6 protein-coding genes and 2 pseudogenes are annotated in these 18255 nt (G+C 72.3%); 1 reads left to right on the forward strand and 7 read right to left on the reverse strand.

Translation table 11 applies throughout. The features are described from left to right. Positions 1 to 786: hydrolase (locus tag GWI24_RS03690; protein WP_210944454.1), on the reverse strand; the 786-nt coding region annotated here is incomplete at its 3' end. A 296-nt stretch (positions 787 to 1082) separates the two neighbouring features. Between GWI24_RS03690 and GWI24_RS03695 the strand changes: the two genes are divergently transcribed. Beyond that, positions 1083 to 1490, forward strand: a complete 408-nt coding sequence (locus GWI24_RS03695) for a RidA family protein (protein ID WP_210944455.1) — start codon at positions 1083 to 1085, stop codon at positions 1488 to 1490. A gap of 67 nt (positions 1491 to 1557) precedes the next feature. Here the strand turns inward: GWI24_RS03695 and GWI24_RS03700 are convergent, their stop codons facing one another. From GWI24_RS03700 to GWI24_RS03725, 6 genes and pseudogenes are all read right to left on the reverse strand, one after another. Next, entirely contained in the window at positions 1558 to 1938 is a 381-nt protein-coding gene (locus GWI24_RS03700; protein WP_164424830.1) for a helix-turn-helix domain-containing protein, read from the reverse strand. 4 nt (positions 1939 to 1942) lie between these two features. Then, positions 1943 to 2239: pseudogene (locus tag GWI24_RS03705) on the reverse strand (alpha/beta fold hydrolase); the annotation flags it as partial. A gap of 54 nt (positions 2240 to 2293) precedes the next feature. After that, a complete protein-coding gene (locus GWI24_RS03710; protein WP_210944456.1) occupies positions 2294 to 3328 on the reverse strand; it encodes an ACP S-malonyltransferase in 1035 nt (344 codons plus the stop codon). After that, on the reverse strand, positions 3325 to 4761 hold the full coding sequence (locus GWI24_RS03715) for a class I adenylate-forming enzyme family protein (protein ID WP_210944457.1): 1437 nt from the start codon (positions 4759 to 4761) through the stop codon (positions 3325 to 3327). Before GWI24_RS03715 ends, GWI24_RS03710 begins: the two co-directional genes overlap by 4 nt. Before the next feature lie 130 nt (positions 4762 to 4891). Further along, positions 4892 to 11791, reverse strand: a complete 6900-nt coding sequence (locus GWI24_RS03720) for an SDR family NAD(P)-dependent oxidoreductase (protein ID WP_374103271.1) — start codon at positions 11789 to 11791, stop codon at positions 4892 to 4894. A 114-nt stretch (positions 11792 to 11905) separates the two neighbouring features. Beyond that, positions 11906 to 18253 (reverse strand): annotated as a pseudogene (locus tag GWI24_RS03725) (type I polyketide synthase); the annotation flags it as partial. Positions 18254 to 18255 lie beyond the last annotated feature (2 nt).

Raw genomic sequence — 18255 nt, forward strand, 5'->3', positions numbered from 1 at the left:
GCAGCCGATACGCGAGGTGCCGACGGCCACGTCGTCGTACCAGAGGGTGTCGTCGCCCTCGCCGTAGCTCTCCCAGCCCAGCCGCAGATCGGCCGGGGCGGGCCGCCACCCGCCCCGGTTCAGCCACTGCTGGTCGACGTCCTGGGTCGGGGTGCCGTCGACCACGAGGCCGGTGACGAGCCCGCCGTTCACCCAGGTGTCCAGGCGGCCCGCGGTGCGGTCGAGGCGGAACTCCAGACACGTCCAGGTGTTGACGGGCAGAGGGGTGCTGAGCGCGACGCCCGCCGGGCTCTGGGCGGGGAGGGTGGCGTCGTCCGACTCGCGGTTCCACTGGAGCGCCTTGTTCTGGCCGCCCATGCGCAGATCCTTGCCGTTGTCGTCGGCGTCGCGCAGCGCGGCGAACGTGACGTGCTGGGCGGGGAGTGCGGTGGTGTGGCGGACCCAGAAGCGGGCGTAGAGGTCGCCGCCGGATGGCAGGCCGGACAGCGAGGTGCCGGCGAAGGCGTGGTTGCAGTACCCCGCCTTGCCGGTGATCCGCACCGACTTGGTGCCGCCGTGAGCCATCGTGGTGTCCACGGTGGCGTTGCCGGTGCCCGAGCAGTTGGCGACGGCCGTGGTCCATCGGCCCGCGGGGGCGGTCCCGGTCTGCGACTCGAAGTCCTCGCAGAAGCCGTTGGCGGCACAGGCCGCCGGTTGTGCCGAGGCCCGTGGCGCGGCCGGGGCGGCCAGCGCCACCGCCACGGCCACCGCGGCGACGGCCAGGGCGCGGTGTGGTGTGGAGGTCATGGGAGATCCTTCGGCTGGTCGGGAGGATCGGGAGCGCCTGGAGTTTGGGAGCGCTCCCACGCATCCCACTGTAGCCCGTACATGACAAGCCCGGAAGGCCGGACGTCCGTGCAACCGGTACGCGAGCCGCTTCACCCCTTCGGTCACCAAAAGGTTCCTCGGTCACCGAAAAGTGCGTTCTTCCATGTCAGAGTTCACTCTCTTACGGTTTCCGAGTAACCACGAGAGAGCGCGGGCTCTTGGATTCCGTGGCAGCGAGCGAGCCCGTGGGCTCCCATGACGAGAAGGCAGGCAGCATGGCCATCACCCTGGTAAACCCCAGCGGATTGCCGAAGATCGACGCGTACCGACAGGTGTCGATCGCGACCGGGTCGAGGCTGATCCACATCGCCGGGCAGGTGGCCTGGGACGCCGATGGGGTCACGGTCGGCGAAGGTGATCTCGCCGCTCAGGTCGAGCGGTGCTACCTCAACATCGCCACCGCTCTGGCCGAGGTCGGTGGCTCCTTCGACGACGTGGCGAAGCTGACCGTCTACGTCGTCGACTGGACCCCCGACAAGATGCCCCAGTTCCTGGAGGGAGCCGCGCGGGCGGCCGCGAAGCTGGGGGTCACCCCGGTCCCGCCGGGCACGCTGCTGGGCGTCGCCGCGCTGGACGTACCCGAGCATCTGGTCGAGATCGAAGCCACCGCGGTCCTCGACTGAGCGGGGCCGCGCGGTGGCCCCACCTCTCGTGGGGCCACCGCGCGGCTCGGGCGGGTGCTCCGCTCGTTCAGGCGTCGAAGCGGCGGCGGGATTCCTCGATATGACCGAGGTACGTATGCGTCCAGCCACACATTCCATCGACCGTCGCGCGCAGGGCCCGGCCCGCTTCGGTGAGGGTGTACTCGACCCGTGGCGGCACGGTGGGGTGCACCTTCCGCTCGACCAGGCCGTTGCGCTCCAGCATGCGCAGGTTCTGGGTGAGCATCTTGTGGCTGATGCCCTCGACCTCATTCCGCAACTCGCTGAAGCGCAGGGTTCGTTCACCGAGGAACTCGATGATCAGGAACGCCCATTTGTTGGCGACATCCGCGAAGATCTCCCTCGCCAACGAGTCCGCGCGCATCAGGTCGGCGTCCTCGGGCGAGCCCGTGTACTGCTTGGTCCCCATAAGGTCACTCTCCTACAGTTCCCGAGTCACCACAAGAGAGCACATGAGCAGCCGACTCGGGGCAGGTGAGCCGGTCGTTCAGGAACGTCAGCAGTACATCGGCCACCTCGTCCGGCACCTCCTCGGCAAGGTCGTGTCCGGCCTCGGAGACATGGCCGGTGACGTCATGGGCGAGGAGCCGCATCTGGACCTCGTTCCGGTCGCCGATGAACGCGTCGCCGCCGAGCGCCGGCACCGGGATGTCCAGCTTCGTCCGCGCCGCCTCCCGGTTCTGTTCGGCGTCGACGAGCATCGCCCGATAGGAGATCGATCAGTCAATTACACAGGGGGCGCTGCCCGGGCGGCAGCGCCTCCCTCACCGCCTCGCCCGGCGGGCACTCCTCTGCCGGACACGCGGGCGCATCGCCTTGCGGGCGTCGATGGCCACGACCTCGAAGTTGTCCACGGTGCGGTTCACCCGGCCGAAGAGATTGTCCGGGCCCGCGATGCAGACCTTGGTGATGCCGTGCTCCCGCATCGTGTCCACCATGTCCGGCCAGCGGATCGGGCGGTTGAAGGTGTCGAGCAGCATGGTGCGCACACCATCCGCGCCGGTCAGCAGCGCGCCGTTCTGGTCGGCGACGACCGGCAGCTTGGGATCGGCCACCTCGAAGGTGCCGAGGACCTCCTCCTCCGCCTTGCGGCGCAGGGCGCCGAACGCCGGGGCGTGCACGGGCGGCCACATCGTGTACATGTTGTATCCGCCGAGCTCGCCGATCCGCTTCTTGAACCGGTCGAGCACGGGCTCACGCAGGGACACGAGGTAGAAGCCCTGGTCGATGTAGCCGGAGACGTCGTGCCACTCCCCCTCGGCGTCCAGTTCGGCCAGCGCCTCCTGAAGCCGCTCCTCGGGGGTGTGGATCACGCAGTGGGTGACCGCCTCACGGTGCTCCTGCCGGAAGTACTCCTCCTCGCAGCGCGCCAGTTCGGCGGTGAGCCGCACGGTCTCCTCGAACGGCAGGGCCCCCGCGTAGGTCACCGCGGCCCGCTGGCCGAAGCTCGGTCCGGCGCACAGCTCGGGCCGCTCTCCCAGCGTCTCCTCCGCCCAGTCGGCGAGGGAGAGACAGACGGTCAGGAAGGCGATCTGGGTGTGCTCGGCGTACTGCGCCTCCTCGTCGGCGTCCGACTGGCGGTACCGGTCGAACACGGAGTACCCCACCACCTCGTCGGCGATCGCGAGCCGCCGCCGGGCATGGGGGTTGGTCAGCAGGAACTCGCCCACGTCGGTGAAGCGGAAGGGCCCCATTCCGGGGAAGACCATCGCCGTACGGCTGCTCTCCGGATCGGATGTCCCCGGATCGGATGTCCCCGGCTCCGTGGCCTGTGGCTCGGTGGTCTGCTGCTCCGTCATGCCTTCGCTCCCGGAGCCAGGTCGAGAGCCAGCTGCTCGAGCTGTCGTTTGTCGGGCTTGCCGTTCCGGTTCAGGGGGAATCGCTCCAGGACGTGAATGCGGTTGGGGTGCTCGAAGTCGGGCAGCAGGGAGGTGATCGGCTCCCGCCAGTGCCGCGGCTCCCGCTGCTGCTCGTCCTCGACGAAGAAGAAGAGCTGGCAGCCGCGCTGTTCGTCGGGAACGGGGACGACCTTGACGAGGCAGCCGCCCGCGGCCAGCTTGTGCTCGATGATCTCGGGGTAGAGCGTGTGGCCGTTGCGGTGCACCGCCGCCTTCCTGCCGAGGACGAAGAGGTTGTCCCCGCCGTCCAGATAGCCGAAGTCGCCGGTGGGGTACCAGTCGGTCTTGGCCGGGTCTACGGGGGCGACCGTGCCGTCCTCCGCCAGGTAGCCCTCCATCAGGTCGGGCGAGTGGACCTGGATCTCCCCGACCTCGCCGGAGGTGAGCACGGCGCCCTCGTCGTCGACTATCCGCAGCTTCAGGCCCTCGACGGCCCGTCCGCAGGCCACCACGTTGTCCTCGGTCGCGAAGGCCACGTTCCCGGCCTCGGTGCTGCCGTAGCTGTCCAGCAGGGGCAGTCCGAACCGCTTGACGTAGTCGGCGACCAGGCCGGGGTCCAGCGGGGCCGCCCCGCTGCAGAACATGCGGACACCGGAGAGCTCGTCCGCCAGGGCGGGCTTGCGGCCGATCATGTTGAGCATGCTGCGGTAGCTGGCCGGGGTGGCGTCGACTACCGTGGCCCCACAGGTGCCCGCCATGGTCATCGCCCGGTCCAGCCGCCGGTAGGGCGCGATGACCAGCGAGCACTTGACCAGCCAGGCGATGAGCACCATGGACAGCCCGTACTGGTGGGAGAAGGGCAGCAGCGGCAGCAGGACGTCATCGGGGCGGTGGCCCACCTGCTGGGCGTTGCGCTCCAGGTTCTTCAGGAACTTCGCCCCGGTCTTGACGACGCCCTTGGGCTCCCCGGTGGACCCGGAGGACCACATGATCAGGCCGTCGGGCAGCTCGCACCAGGTGTCGAGGGACAGCCGCTGCTCGGCGGCGGTCTGCTCCATGGACGCCACGAGCAGCTCGTAGATGGTGACCCGGGCCGGGCCGCTCTCGGGCATCGGGGTGTCGTCGTCGACCACGCAGATCTTGACCCCGGCCCGGTCGCAGATGCGCTGGGTGGACTCCGCCCGCTCCTGGTGGTCGACCATGACGATCGACGCGCCGGTGTGCATCAGGGCGAGGAGGGCCCCGACATAGCCGGCGGAGTTGCCCGCCTTCAGCATGACCCGGGTGCCGTCGCTGACTCCGCGCTCGCGGAGCGCTTCGGCGATGGCCAGGGCCCTCTGTTCGAACTCGGGAAGCGAATGCACCGCTTCCGTCGCAAAGACCTTTGCGGTCATCGGGTTTCACTGAGCCTTTCTTCTTCTTGAAGTCTCTTGGGGTGAGAGCCACCCGCGACGCCGACGCTCTGCGAGATGTGGCCCGGGACCGCGAGTCCCCCCGGAGGTCTCCGGGGGGACTCGCAGGCCGTCAGGTATCGAGATCCCCGAGCATCATGTCGATCAGGTCGTCGTCGTCCATCGCGTCGATGGAGTCCGTCTCCTTCTCCTCGGTGTCCTTCTCGGCCTGGTCCTTGCCGCTCGCCAGCTCGGTGAGCGTGTCGAGCAGACCGGCGCGGCGCAGCCGCTCCAGCGGAATCGACGTCAGAAGGGCACGGATCCTGGCCTCTTCCGGATCGACGTCCGGCTCGGCCGGGCCGTCCGTCGCGACCCGGCCGCGCAGATACTCGGCGAGCGCCGCGGGCGTGGGGTTGTCGAAGATCAGCGTGGAGGGGAGGCGGAGCCCGGTGGCCGAGTTCAGCCGGTTACGGAACTCCACGCCCGCCAGTGAGTCGAAGCCGAGGTTCTGGAAGGAGCGGTCGGGCTCGATGGACTGGGCGCCGCTGTGCCCGAGCACCATCGCCGCGCTGCCGCGCACCAGGTCGAGCAGCGCCCGGTCGAGCTCGGCTCCGGACAGACCGGCAAGCCGCACCTTGGCCGATTCGGGAGCGGCCGCCTTCCCGTCGGCCGCCGCCTTGCTCCGCACCCGGACCACACCGCGCAGCAGGGTGGGGATGTCGGTCTGGCCGCTGAGCGCCGAGGTCTCCAGCCGCATCGGAACGAGCAGGGCGTCCTCGCTCGTGCCGCCGGCGTCCAGCAGACGCAGACCGCCCGCCATGGACAGGGCCGCCATGCCCTCGCGTGCCATGCGCACCATGTCCGCCTGGCTGAGGGTGCCGGTCATGCCGCCGGCCTGCTCCCACGGTCCCCAGGCCAGCGATACCGCCGGGAGGCCGAGGCCGCGCCGGTGTGCGGCGAGCGCGTCCAGGAACGAGTTGGCGGCGGCGTAGTTGCCCTGTCCCGGGCTGCCGAACACACCGGCGACGGAGGAGAACATCACGAACTCCGCCAGGTCCATGTCCCGCGTCAGCTCGTGCAGGTTCCACGCCGCGTCGACCTTCGGCTCGAAGACCGCGTCGATCCGCTTCGGCGACAGGGTGTCGATGACACCGTCGTCGAGTACGCCCGCCGCGTGCACGACCGCGGTCAGCGGGTGGTCGGCGGGTATGCCGGACAGCACCCGCTCCAGCGAGGCGCGGTCGGCCACGTCGCAGGCCGCCAGCGTCACCGACGCGCCCGCCTCGGTCAGTTCGGCCTTGAGGTCGGCGGCGCCCTCCGCGTCCGGCCCGCGCCGGGAGACCAGGACCAGGTTGCGCACTCCGCGCTCGGCCACCAGGTGGCGTGCCACCTCGCGGCCCAGGCCGCCGGTGCCACCGGTCACCAGCACCGAACCCTCGGGGTTCAGGGCGTGGGGCATGGTGAACACGTTCTTGCCGATGTGCCGGGCCTGGCTGATGTACCGCACCGCGTCCGGGGCCCGGCGCACGTCCCATGCCGTCACCGGGAGGGGGTGCAGCGCACCGCTGTCGAAGAGCTCGACCAGTTCGACGAGCATCCGCTGGACCCAGTCGTAGTCGGCCACGACCAGGTCGTACGCGGTGTACTTCACCCCGGGGTGGTCCTGGGCGACGACCTCGGGGTCGCGCACGTCGATCTTGCCCATCTCCAGGAACCGCCCGCCCCTGGGCATCAGCCGCAGGGAGGCGTCGACGAACTCGCGGGCGAGCGAGTCCAGCACCATGTCCATGCCCCGGCCGCCGGTCGCCTCCATGAAGCGCCGCTCGAAGTCCAGGTCACGGGAGGAGGAGATGTGCTTCTCGTCGAATCCCATCGCCCGCAGGGTGTCCCACTTGCCGGGGCTGGCCGTGGCGTACACCTCGGCGCCGAGGTGGCGTGCGAGCTGCACGGCCGCCATGCCCACGCCGCCGGTGGCGGTGTGCACCAGGATGGACTCGCCCGCCTGCAGCTTGCCGAGTTCCACCAGGCCGATGTAGGCGGTCAGGAAGACCACCGGCACCGACGCGCCCTGCGCGAACGTCCAGCCGCGCGGCATGCGGACGATCTGCCGCCGGTCGGCGACCGCGATGGGCCCGAACGAGGCGTTGATCATGCCCATGACCCGGTCACCGGGGGCCAGGTCGGTCACGCCCGGGCCGACCTCCAGGACCACACCGGCGCCCTCGCCGCCCATGGTGGCGTGGTCGTCGGGGTACATGCCGATGGCGATCAGCGCGTCACGGAAGTTCAGACCGGCGGCACGCACCGCGATCCGCACGTACCCGGGGGCCAGCGGCGCCTCCGCCGCCGGGTCGGGCAGCAGCGAGAGGTTGTCCAGGGTGCCGCCGCCGGTGGTGCCGAGCTTCCACGCCGCGGTGCCGGCGGGGGCCTCGAGGACCCGCCCGGCCGCGTTCCTGGCGAGCCGTGGGATCAGCGCCTGGCCCGCGCGGAGCGCCACCTCGCGCTCGCCCGCCGCGATCGCGGCCGTCACCACACCGGCGGCCGCGGTGGCCGATTCGGCATGGCGGTCGATGTCCACCAGCTGGATCCGGCCCGGGTTCTCCGTGGCGGCCGAGCGCAGCAGTCCCCAGACGGCGGCGTTGGACAGTCCGGCGACGCCCTCGCCCGGCCCCGTCGCGACCGCGTCGCTGGTGACGACCACCAGCCGGGCCCCGTCGAACCGGTCCTCCGCGAGCCAGGACTGCACCAGGGCCAGCGCCCGGTGGGTCGCCTTGCGGGCGGCGTCGGCGAGATTCTCGACGTCCGGTCCGGCGCCGCACCAGGCCCAGACCACGTCGGGCACCGCTCCACCCTCGTCGACGGCGGCGACGAGCGCGTCCACCCCGGCGTATTCGGTGTGCTCGACGGCGGAGGCGGTGAGCAGCTCAGCCACCCGCGCCCGGTCGGCGCCGATCACCGCCGTGGACGCGCCGTCCACGGTGTGGTTGCCACCGCGCGCGGCGCCGAACACGTCCCAGTTGGCCCGGAACAGTGTTCCGTCGCCACCGTTGCCGCGCGGCCCCGACGCGAACCGCTCGGCCGCCACCTCGCGCACCACCAGCGACTCCACCGAGGCGACGGGAGCGCCCGTGGCGTCGGTCACCAGCAGCGCGACCGTGTCCTTGCCCTGCGGGCGCAGCCGCACCCGCACCCGTCCGGCGCCCACCGCGTGCAGGGTGACGCCGGTGAAGGAGAACGGCAGCGTCACGCGCCCGCTCTCGCCGCCGAAGTCGCCCATCTCCATGGCGTGCAGGGCGGCGTCGAGCAGGGCGGGGTGCAGACCGAACCGTCCGGCCTCCTGGGCGGCCGAGTCCGGCAGCGCCACCTCGGCGTAGACGTCGCCGTCCAGCCGCCAGACCGACTCCAGCCCCTGGAAGACCGGCCCGTATCCGTAACCGACCTGGGCCAGGCCCTCGTAGAAGCCCTCCATCGGCACCGGCTCGGCACCCGGGACGGGCCACTGCAGCAGGCTGTCGGTGACCGCGGCGCCACTGTCGGCCTCGAGGACGCCCTGGGCGTGCCGCACCCACTCCTCCCCCGGTTCGTCGCTGTCGGAGCGCGAGTACACGCCGAGGGGCCGTACACCGGACTCGTCGGTGGGGCCGACCACGAGCTGGACCCGGACGCCGCCCTGCTCCGGCAGGAGAAGCGGGGTCTCGAGGGTGAGTTCGCCGAGCCGCCCCGCCCCGGTCTCGGTGCCCGCGAGCAGGCCCAGCTCCACGAATCCGGTGCCGGGGAAGAGCACTCCGCCGGCCACCGCGTGGTCGGCGAGCCACGGGTGAGTCTGCAGCGACAGGCGCCCGGTCAGCACCGTACGGTCGCCCTCGGCCAGTTCGGTGAGGCCGCCGAGCAGCGGGTGGTCCACCCTGCCGAGGCCCACGCTCCGGGCGTCGCCGGACACGGCGCCGCCCGACTCGAGCCAGTACCGCTTGTGCTGGAAGGCGTAGGTCGGCAGGGCGACCCGGCGTGCGCCGCGCCCGGAGTACACCGCGTCCCAGTCCACGCCGACGCCGTTCGCGTACAGGGTGGCGACCGCCTCCGCCAGCGTCTGGGCCTCGGCGCGCCCGGAGCGGGCCAGGGGCACGAAGGCCGCGTCGGCGCCCACGGCGTCCAGGCAGTCCTGGCCCATCGCGGTCAGCACGGCGTCGGGGCCGAGCTCCACGCAGGTCGTCACGCCCTGGTCGGCGAGCTGCCGCATGCCGTCGTCGAAGCGGACCGCCTCGCGCACATGGCGGACCCAGTACTCGGGGGTGGCCAGTTCGGCGCCCGCGACCTCGCCGCTGACGTTGGAGATGACCGGGATGGCCGGGGCCGAGTACGCCAGGCAGGCGGCGATCTGGCCGAACTCCTCCAGCATGGCGTCCATCCGGGGGGAGTGGAACGCGTGGCTCACCCGCAGCCGCTTGGTCTTGCGGCCCTGGGCCTCCCAGTGGGCGGCGAGTTCGAGCACCGCGTCCTCGTCGCCGGAGAGCACCACCGAGGTGGGGCCGTTGAGCGCCGCCAGCGAGACCTTGTCCTCGCGGCCCTCCAGGCTCTCGGCCACCTCCTGCTCCGACGCCTGGACGGCCACCATGGCGCCACCCTCGGGCAGTTCCTGCATCAGCCGTCCGCGGGCCGCCACCAGGGCGCACGCGTCCTCCAGGGACAGCACCCCGGCGACGTGGGCCGCGGCGATCTCGCCCACCGAGTGCCCCATCAGGAAGTCGGGGCGCACGCCCCAGGACTCCAGCAGGCGGAACAGGGCCACTTCGAAGGCGAACAGCCCGGCCTGGGTGAACATCGTCTGGTTGAGCTCGTCACCGGTGGCGGCCGCGTCGTCGTCCTCGGGGCCGAAGACCACGTCGAGCACGGAGGTGCCGAGGCGCACCTCGAGGTAGTCACACGCCTCGTCGAAGACGTCGGCGAAGACCGGGTAGGTCTCGTAGAGCTCGCGGCCCATGCCCAGCCGCTGGGCGCCCTGGCCGGTGAACAGGAACGCCACGCGCTGCGCCATGGACCTGCCCAGCACCAGACCCGGTGCGTCGGTGTCCTCGGCGAGCGCCGCGAGGCCGCGCAGCAGCCCCTCACGGTCGGAGGCCACCACCACGCCACGGTGCTCGAGTGCGGCACGCGTCATGGCGGACGACCATCCGACGTCGACCGGGCGCGCGTCGGGGTGGCGCACCACGTGCTCGCGCAGCCGCGCGGCCTGCGCCCGCAGCGCCTCCTCGCTCCTGGCGGACACCAGCCACGACACGGGCTGGGAGGCCGTGTCCGCGTCGGCGTCGTCGTCCGTGGCGGGGGCGGGCTCCTGCGGCGGGGCCTGCTCGATGATGGCGTGCGCGTTGGTGCCGCTCATGCCGAACGAGGAGACACCGGCACGGCGTGGCTGTCCGGTCTCCGGCCAGGCGCGCTGCTCGGCGAGCAGCGCCACGCCGCCCGACGACCAGTCCACGTGCGGGGTCGGCACCTCCACGTGCAGCGTCTTGGGCAGGATGCCGTGGCGCATGGCCATCACCATCTTGATGACGGCACCCGCACCGGCCGCCGCCTGGGTGTGGCCGATGTTCGACTTGAGGGAGCCCAGCCACACCGGCTGCCCCTCCGGGCGGCTCTCGCCGTAGGTGGCGATCAGCGCCTGCGCCTCGATGGGGTCGCCGAGCGAGGTTCCGGTGCCGTGCGCCTCGATCACGTCGATCTGGTCAGCGGTCAGTTCGGCGTTGGCCAGTGCCTGCCGGATGACACGCTGCTGGGAACGCCCGTTGGGGGCCGTCAGACCGTTGCTGGCGCCGTCCTGGTTGACGGCGGAGCCACGCACGATCGCCAGCACCTCGTGGCCGTTGCGCCGGGCGTCCGAAAGCCGCTCCACCAGGAGGACGCCGACGCCCTCGGCCCATGACGTACCGTCGGCCTCGGCGCCGAACGCCTTGCAGCGCCCGTTGGAGGAGAGTCCGCGCTGGCGGCTGAAGAGGATGAAGTCACCCGGGGTCGGCATCGTGGCGACACCGGTGGCGAGCGCCAGATCGCACTCCCCCTGGCGCAGCGAGTGCGCCGCCTGGTGCAGGGAGACCAGCGACGAGGAGCACGCGGTGTCCACGGTCCACGCCGGGCCCTCGAAGCCGAAGGTGTAGGCGATGCGCCCGGAGGCGACGCTGCCCGCGATACCGGTCAGCGCATAGCCCTCGAGGCCGCTCTTGGTGCTCTGCAGATGGGGACCGTAGTCGTGGTGCTCCGCGCCGGTGAAGACGGCGGTCCTGCTCCCCCGCAGCTTGGTCACATCGATGCCGGCCCGCTCGAAGACCTCCCAGCTGGTCTCCAGCAGCAGCCGCTGCTGCGGGTCCATGGCGAGGGCCTCGCGCGGCGATATGCCGAAGAACTCCGCGTCGAACTCGGGGGCGTCGTGGATGAATCCGCCCTCGGTCGCGTAGCTGGTGCCGGGCTGGTCCGGGTCCGGGCTGTAGAGCGCCTCCAGGTCCCAGCCCCGGTCGGTGGGGAACGGGGTGATGGCGTCCACGCCCTCGGAGACGACCTTCCACAGGTCCTCGGGGCTGTTGACGCCGCCGGGGAAGCGGCAGCTCATCCCGACGATCGCGATGGGGTCGTCGGAGCCCACGACGGCACGCGCGGGGGCGGTGTCGTCCGTGGCGACGGGGAAGATCTGCCGGTGGAGGTGGTCCACCAGCTCGCTGGGCGTCGGGTAGTCGTAGGCGAGCGACACCTCGAGCGTGAGCCCGGTGGCCGCCACCAGTCCGCGGTGCAGATTGACCGCCGCGAGCGAGTCCAGCCCCAGGTCGAGGAAGGAGCTCTCGGCGTCGAGTGTGCGCGGTGACTCGGACCGCAGCGCCGCGGCGACGTGTGCGCGTACCAGGTCGAACAGGACCCTGCGCTGTTCGAGGTCCGGCAGTTCCCTGAAATCCGGACCGAGTGACGGCAGTTCGGGGCTGTCGTCACGATCCGGCCCAGCCTGCACGTTGGACTCTCCCGAGTCGCTGGACCCGTTCAACATGGTGCTCACCTAACTCCTGCCTTGTGGAAGACCCTGCGTCAAAGCTGTGTGTGCCGCGCCGACCTCGGCTTCGGCGTGGGGCGCCCGCCCGCGGGCCATCGATGCGGGCGGGCGCGTGGTGCGCTAGAGGTTGGCCACCCAGTCCTCGATGGCCTGTGCGGTGGTGCCCGCCTGCTTCTCCATCATCGTGAAGTGGGTTCCGGGGACGTCGATCGTGGAGTCGGCCGGCCAGTCCGCCTGCCAGCTCGACGCGTCCGCGGCCACTTCACCCATCGGTTCGGCCGCCCGGACGAGAAGGCTGGGAACCGCGCTCTCCGGCGGCTTCCACCCCTCGAACAGATGCAGATACCACCCCATGGCGGACATCCGGACACCCTCCATGGAGACGAGGGCCTCCCGCTCGTACATCTCGTCCAGCATCGCGTCCTCGAACTGGCCGATGCTCGCGCTGTACGGCAGGTAGGTGTCCAGCAGGACGACTCCGGCGGGCGGTGTGCCCTGGCTCTCCAGAGCGGCGGCCACCGAGTGGGCGATCATTCCTCCGGCCGACGAGCCGAGAAGGACGACCGGGGCGCCGTCGGCGTACTCGGCGACGATCCGCGCCTGGAAGCGGAACAGCGCCTCCGGGGTGGCCGGAAGGCTCTCGCCCTGGACGAACCCCACGGCGGGAAGGGCCGCGACGTCCCGGCTGCCCCGGAAGGGGGCGGCGAGCTGCGCGTACTGGTGGACGCCGCCCAGCGCCATGTACGAGGAGAAGCACATCAGCTTGAGGTGTTCGGCGCCCCGGGAGAGCCGTACGGGCCTGATGTTCCCCTCGAAGTCGGCCGGGTCCTCGAAGGTCGGACGCAGCCGCGCGGCGTTCACCAGCAGATCCATGCCGACCTTGGTCTTGCCCTGCGCCGCCGCCTCCCGGAACAGGGAGCCGAGGGTGTCGGGCGCGTCCGCCTGCGCCGCCGGAGACGCCTCGGCGGGTGCCGGAGCGGCGGCCTGGGCGGCGGCCGGAGCGGCCGGGGCCGACGCCTCCTGGGTCTGACGGCCGGCGGGGGCGGACGCGATCCCGGCCGCGATCCGGGGCCGCAGATGGGCCACCAGCTCGGTGGGGCTCGGGAAGTCGAAGACCACCGTGGTGTTGAGCCGGAGACCGGTGACCGCGGCGAGCTGGTTGCGGAACTCCACCGCCGTCAGGGAGTTGAAGCCCATCTCCATGAACTCGTGGCTGGTGTCCACGTCATTGGGGGACCCGAACCCGAGCACCGCGGCGGCGAGGGTACGCACCAGTTCGAGCAGCGCCTCCTCGGTCTCGGCCTCCGACAGCCCGGCCAGCCGCTGCCGCAGCTGGGTGGACTGGTCGCCCGCCTCGGACTTCGCCGCACCGGCCGCCCGCCGGACGGGGGAATCCGGGACGACGGCACGGAACACCGCGGGCAGTGCGGCGCCCTGGGCGCGCAGGGCGCCCAGGTCCAGCCGGGTGGGGATCACCACGGCCTGACCGGAGGTGACACCCGCGTCGAACAGCTCCAGGCCCTCCTCGGAGGAGAGCGGCACCAGACCGGAGCGCGACACCCGGCGCAGGTCGCCCTGTTCCAGGTGCCGGGTCATGCCGCTGGCCTGCGCCCACAGGCCCCACGCCAGCGAGACACCCGGCAGCCCCTGGGCGCGGCGCCATGAGGCGAGGCCGTCCAGGAACACGTTCGCCGCCGCGTAGTTGCTCTGCCCGGCGGCGCCGAGCACACCGGCGGCCGACGAGAACAGGACGAACGCCGACAGGTCCATCCCCGCGGTCAGCTCGTGCAGGTTCCACGCCGCGTCCACCTTCGCGCGCAGCACGGCGCTCACCCGCTCGGGCGTCAACGAGGCGAACAGCCCGTCGTCGAGCACCCCGGCAGCATGCACCACGGCACTCGGCGCGAACCCCTCGGGCAGCCCCGACAGCACCGCGGCGAGCGCCTCGCGGTCGGCTGCGTCACACGCCTCGATCAGCACCTCGGCACCGGCGGCCACCAGCTCGGCCCGTGTCTCGGCGGCGCCGTCCGCCTCCGCGCCACGGCGGGAGAGCAGCACCAGCTTCCTGACGCCGTGCCGGGTGACCAGATGCCGGGCCACCAGGCCGCCCAGCACACCCGTGCCGCCGGTGAGCAGCACCGCGCCGGAGCCGAACACCTCCGACTCCGAGGCGTCGCCCGAGGGCAGCGCCCGGCCCAGGCGCGGCACGCGGACCTCACCGGAGCGCACCACCACCTGCTCCTCGCCGGAGGCCGCCACCTCGGCGAGAAGCGCCGCCGACCGCTCCACATCGTCGGTGTCGACCAGCACCACCCGGCCCGGGTTCTCCGACTGCGCCGAGCGCACCAGTCCCCACACGGCCGCGCCCGCCAGGTCCGTCACACCGTCACCGGTGTCCACGGCGCCCTGTGTCACGAGCACCAGCCGGGTGCCCGCGAACCGCTCGTCCGCCACCCACGACTGGACGGCCTCCAGCGCCTCGGCGACCCGTGTGTGCACCTCTTCCACCACGTCCGGGCCGCCCGGGGCGACCGGCAGCACCACCATGCCGGGCATGAGCGTGCCCGCCGCCACGGCGTCGCCGAGCGCCACCGGGTCCGGGTACACATCGGCGGTACCGCCCGACGCCTCCAGGGCGGCGCCCACGCCGAGGCGGTCGTCGCCCAGCACCGCCGACCAGCCCGCGGCCACGCCCTCGGCGGGCTTGGCCGCGTCCGCCGTCCACTCCATGCGGAACAGCGCGTCACCGGCCACCCGGCCCGCGTTGCGGAGCGCGTCGGCTTGCATGGGCCGCAGGACGAGGGAGTCGACGGAGGCCACCGGGCGGCCCGAGGTGTCGGCGATCGCCAGCGACACCGCCTGCCGCCCGTCCGGGATCACCCGTACGCGCAGCGCGCCCGCGCCGACGGCGTCCAGGGAGAAGCCCCGCCAGGAGAACGGCAGCAGCGTGCCCGCGCTCGGCGCGTCCTCGCCGCCGCGTGCCGCGTTGCCCACGCCGATGGCGTGGAGGGCGGCGTCGAACAGGGCGGGGTGCAGACCGAAGTACTTCGCGGTGCCGAGTTGGTCCTCGGACAGCTCCACATCGGCGAACACCGCGTCGCCGCGCCGCCAGGCGCGCCGCAGCCCCTGGAACGCGGGGCCGTAGCGCAGCCCGTGCTCGGCGGCGTGCTCGTACCCGCCGGAGACGTCAACCGGCTTGGAGCCGCCCGGCGGCCACTTGGCGAAGTCGAACGAGGCCGCCGGGCCGGGCGGGGTCAGCACACCGTGGGCGTGCCGCACCCACGGCTGTCCGAGGTCGGCCCGGTCGTCGGCCGACTCGTTCCGCGAGTAGACGCTCACCTCACGATGGCCGAGGGCGTCGACCTCGCCCACCTCGACCTGGATTTGGACGCCGCCGCGCTCGGGCACCACCAGGGGCGTCTCGAGGACCAGCTCCTCGACCCGGCCGCAGCCCACCTGGTCGCCCGCCTGGACGGCCATCTCCACGAACGCCGTCCCGGGGACCAGCGCCACTCCGTGCACCGCGTGGTCGGCGAGCCAGGCGTGGGTGGCGAGCGACAGCCGCCCGCTCAGCAGCACTCCGCCGCCGCCCGCCAGCGAGACCACGGCGCCCAGCAGGGGGTGCCACACCGGTCCGAGGCCCACCGAGCCGACGTCGCCGATGGCCGCGGTGGAGTCGAGCCAGTAGCGCTGACGCTGGAAGGCGTAGGTGGGGAGGTCCACCCGCCGCGCGCCGCGCCCGGAGAAGACCCGGTCCCAGTCCACTGTGACGCCGTGGATGTGGAGTTCGGTGACGGCGGCCGTCAGCGCCTGGGTCTCCGGCCGGTCCTTGCGCAGCACCGGCACCATCACCGGGCCGCCCGTGGCGCGCTCGGACCGCTCGGTCAGACAGTCCTGGGCCATGGCCGACAGCACGGCGTCCGGGCCGACCTCCACGAAGGTGTTCACATCCTGCGCCTCGAGGCTGCGCACCCCGTCCGCGAAGCGCACGGCCGCGCGCACATGCCGCACCCAGTAGTCGGGGGTGCGGACCTCGGCCTCCGAGGCCAGTGCCCCGGTGACGTTGGAGACGAAGGGGACGGCCGGCGGGCCGAACGAGAGCCCTTCGACGACCTTGCGGAAGTCGTCCAGCATCGCGTCCATGCGCGGCGAGTGGAAGGCGTGGCTGACCCGCAGCCGGCGGGTCTTACGGCCCTGTTCCGCCCACTGCCCGGCGATCTCCAGCGCCGCGGCCTCGTCGCCCGCGATGACCACGGAGGTGGGGCCGTTGACGGCGGCGATGCTCACCTCGGCCGCACGGCCCGCCAGCGAACCGGAGATCTCCTCCTCCGACGCCTGGACCGCGACCATCGCGCCGCCCTCGGGCAGCGCCTGCATCAGCCGGCCGCGGGCCGCGATCAGCATGCAGGCGTCCTCCAGCGAGAACACGCCCGCCACATGCGCGGCGGCGATCTCGCCCACCGAGTGGCCGATGAGCACATCCGGGGTGACGCCCCAGTGCTCCAGCAGCCGGAACAGCGCCACCTCGATGGCGAACAGCGCGGGCTGGGTGAACGCCGTGCGGTCGAGCAACTCGGCGTCCGCACCGCCCTCGGCCGCGAACATCACGTCCTTCAGCGGACGGTCCAGCAGCGTGTCCAGATGCGTGCACACCTCGTCCAGGGCGCGGGCGAACACCGGGAAGGCGTCGTACAGTTCCCGCCCCATGCCCGGGCGCTGCGCACCCTGACCGGTGAAGAGGAAGGCGGTCCTGCGCCCCTTCGCCGCCTGTCCCCTGACCACGCCCGGCGCGATCTCGCCCTGGGCCAGGGCCCGAAGGCCGCGCAGCAGGCTCTCGCGATCCTCGCCGATCACCGCCGCGCGGTGCTCGAACGCCGACCGGGACACCGCCAGGGAGTAGCCGACGTCCGCCGCCGACGCCGGCGCGGGATCCCCGTCCAGGTCCGGGCCGTGCTCCGTCAGACGGGCGTGCAGCCGCTCGGCCTGGGCCCGCAGCGCGGCCTCGCCCTTGCCGGACACCAGCCACGGCACGACGGCGGAGACGACCGGTTCGGGCGCCTCGGCCCCGGGCTCGGCCTGCTCCGGCTCCTCGGCCTCGGGGGCCTGCTCGATGATGGTGTGCGCGTTGGTGCCGCTGATGGCGAAGGAGGAGATCCCCACCCGGCGCGGACGGCCCGTCTCCGGCCAGGGCCGGGCCTCGGTCAGCAGCTCCACCGCCCCCGCCGACCAGTCCACGTGCGGGGTCGGCTCGTCCACGTGCAGCGTCTTGGGCAGGACGCCGTGCCGCATGGCCATCACCATCTTGATGATGCCCGCGACACCCGCCGCCGCCTGCGCGTGGCCGATGTTGGACTTGATGGATCCGAGCCACAGCGGCCGGTCCTGCGGCCGGTCCTGGCCGTAGGAGGCGATCAGCGCCTGGGCCTCGATCGGGTCGCCCAGAGAGGTGCCCGTGCCGTGCGCCTCGACCACGTCGATCTCGTCGGGGGTGAGTCCGGCGTTGTCGAGCGCCTGGCGGATGACCCTGCGCTGCGAGGGGCCGTTGGGGGCCGTCAGGCCGTTGCTGGCGCCGTCCTGATTCACCGCGGAGCCGCGCACCACGGCCAGCACGGGGTGGCCGTGACGGCGGGCGTCGGACAGCCGCTCCACGAGCAGCACGCCGACGCCCTCGGACCAGTTGGTGCCGTCCGCGGCCGCCGCGAAGGGCTTGCAGCGGCCGTCGGACGCCAGCCCTCGCTGGCGGCTGAACTCGGTGAACGTCCCGGGGACGGCCATCACGGTGATGCCACCGGCCAGGGCGAAGTCGCACTCGCCCTGGCGCAGCGCCTGCGCGGCCAGGTGCAGCGTCACCAGGGACGACGAACACGCCGTGTCCACCGTCACCGCGGGGCCCTCGAGGCCGAGGACGTAGGAGATCCGGCCGGAGGTGACGGCGGGAGTCTGCCCCGTCATCAGATGGCCTTCGACCTCCTCGGCCTCCAGGGGGCCGGCCGAACCGTAGCCCTGGTAGGCGGCGCCCATGAACACGCCGCCGGTGGTGCCCTTGACGGACAGCGGGTCGATACCGGCCCGCTCCAGGACCTCCCAGGACGCCTCCAGCAGCAGCCGCTGCTGGGGGTCCATCGCCAGCGCCTCACGCGGGGAGATCCCGAAGAACACCGGGTCGAACAGGGCGGCGTCGTGCAGGAACCCGCCCTCGTTCACATAGCTCGTGCCCTGGCTCTCGGGGTCCGGGTTGTACACCTCCTCGTGCCAGCCGCGGTCCTTCGGGAACGGTGAGAGCCCGTCGGCGCCGTCGGCGACCATGCGCCACAGCTCCTCCGGAGAGCTGACCCCGCCGGGGAAGCGGCAGCTCATCGCGACGATCGCGATCGGCTCCCGGTTCTTCGCCTCCACTTCCTTCAGGCGCAGACGGGTGCGGTGCAGATCGGTCGTGACCTTGTTCAGATAGTCGCGGAGCTTTGTCTCAC

This window comes from Streptomyces sp. MK37H, assembly GCF_018035285.1.
Classification (GTDB): Bacteria; Actinomycetota; Actinomycetes; order Streptomycetales; family Streptomycetaceae; genus Streptomyces; species Streptomyces endocoffeicus.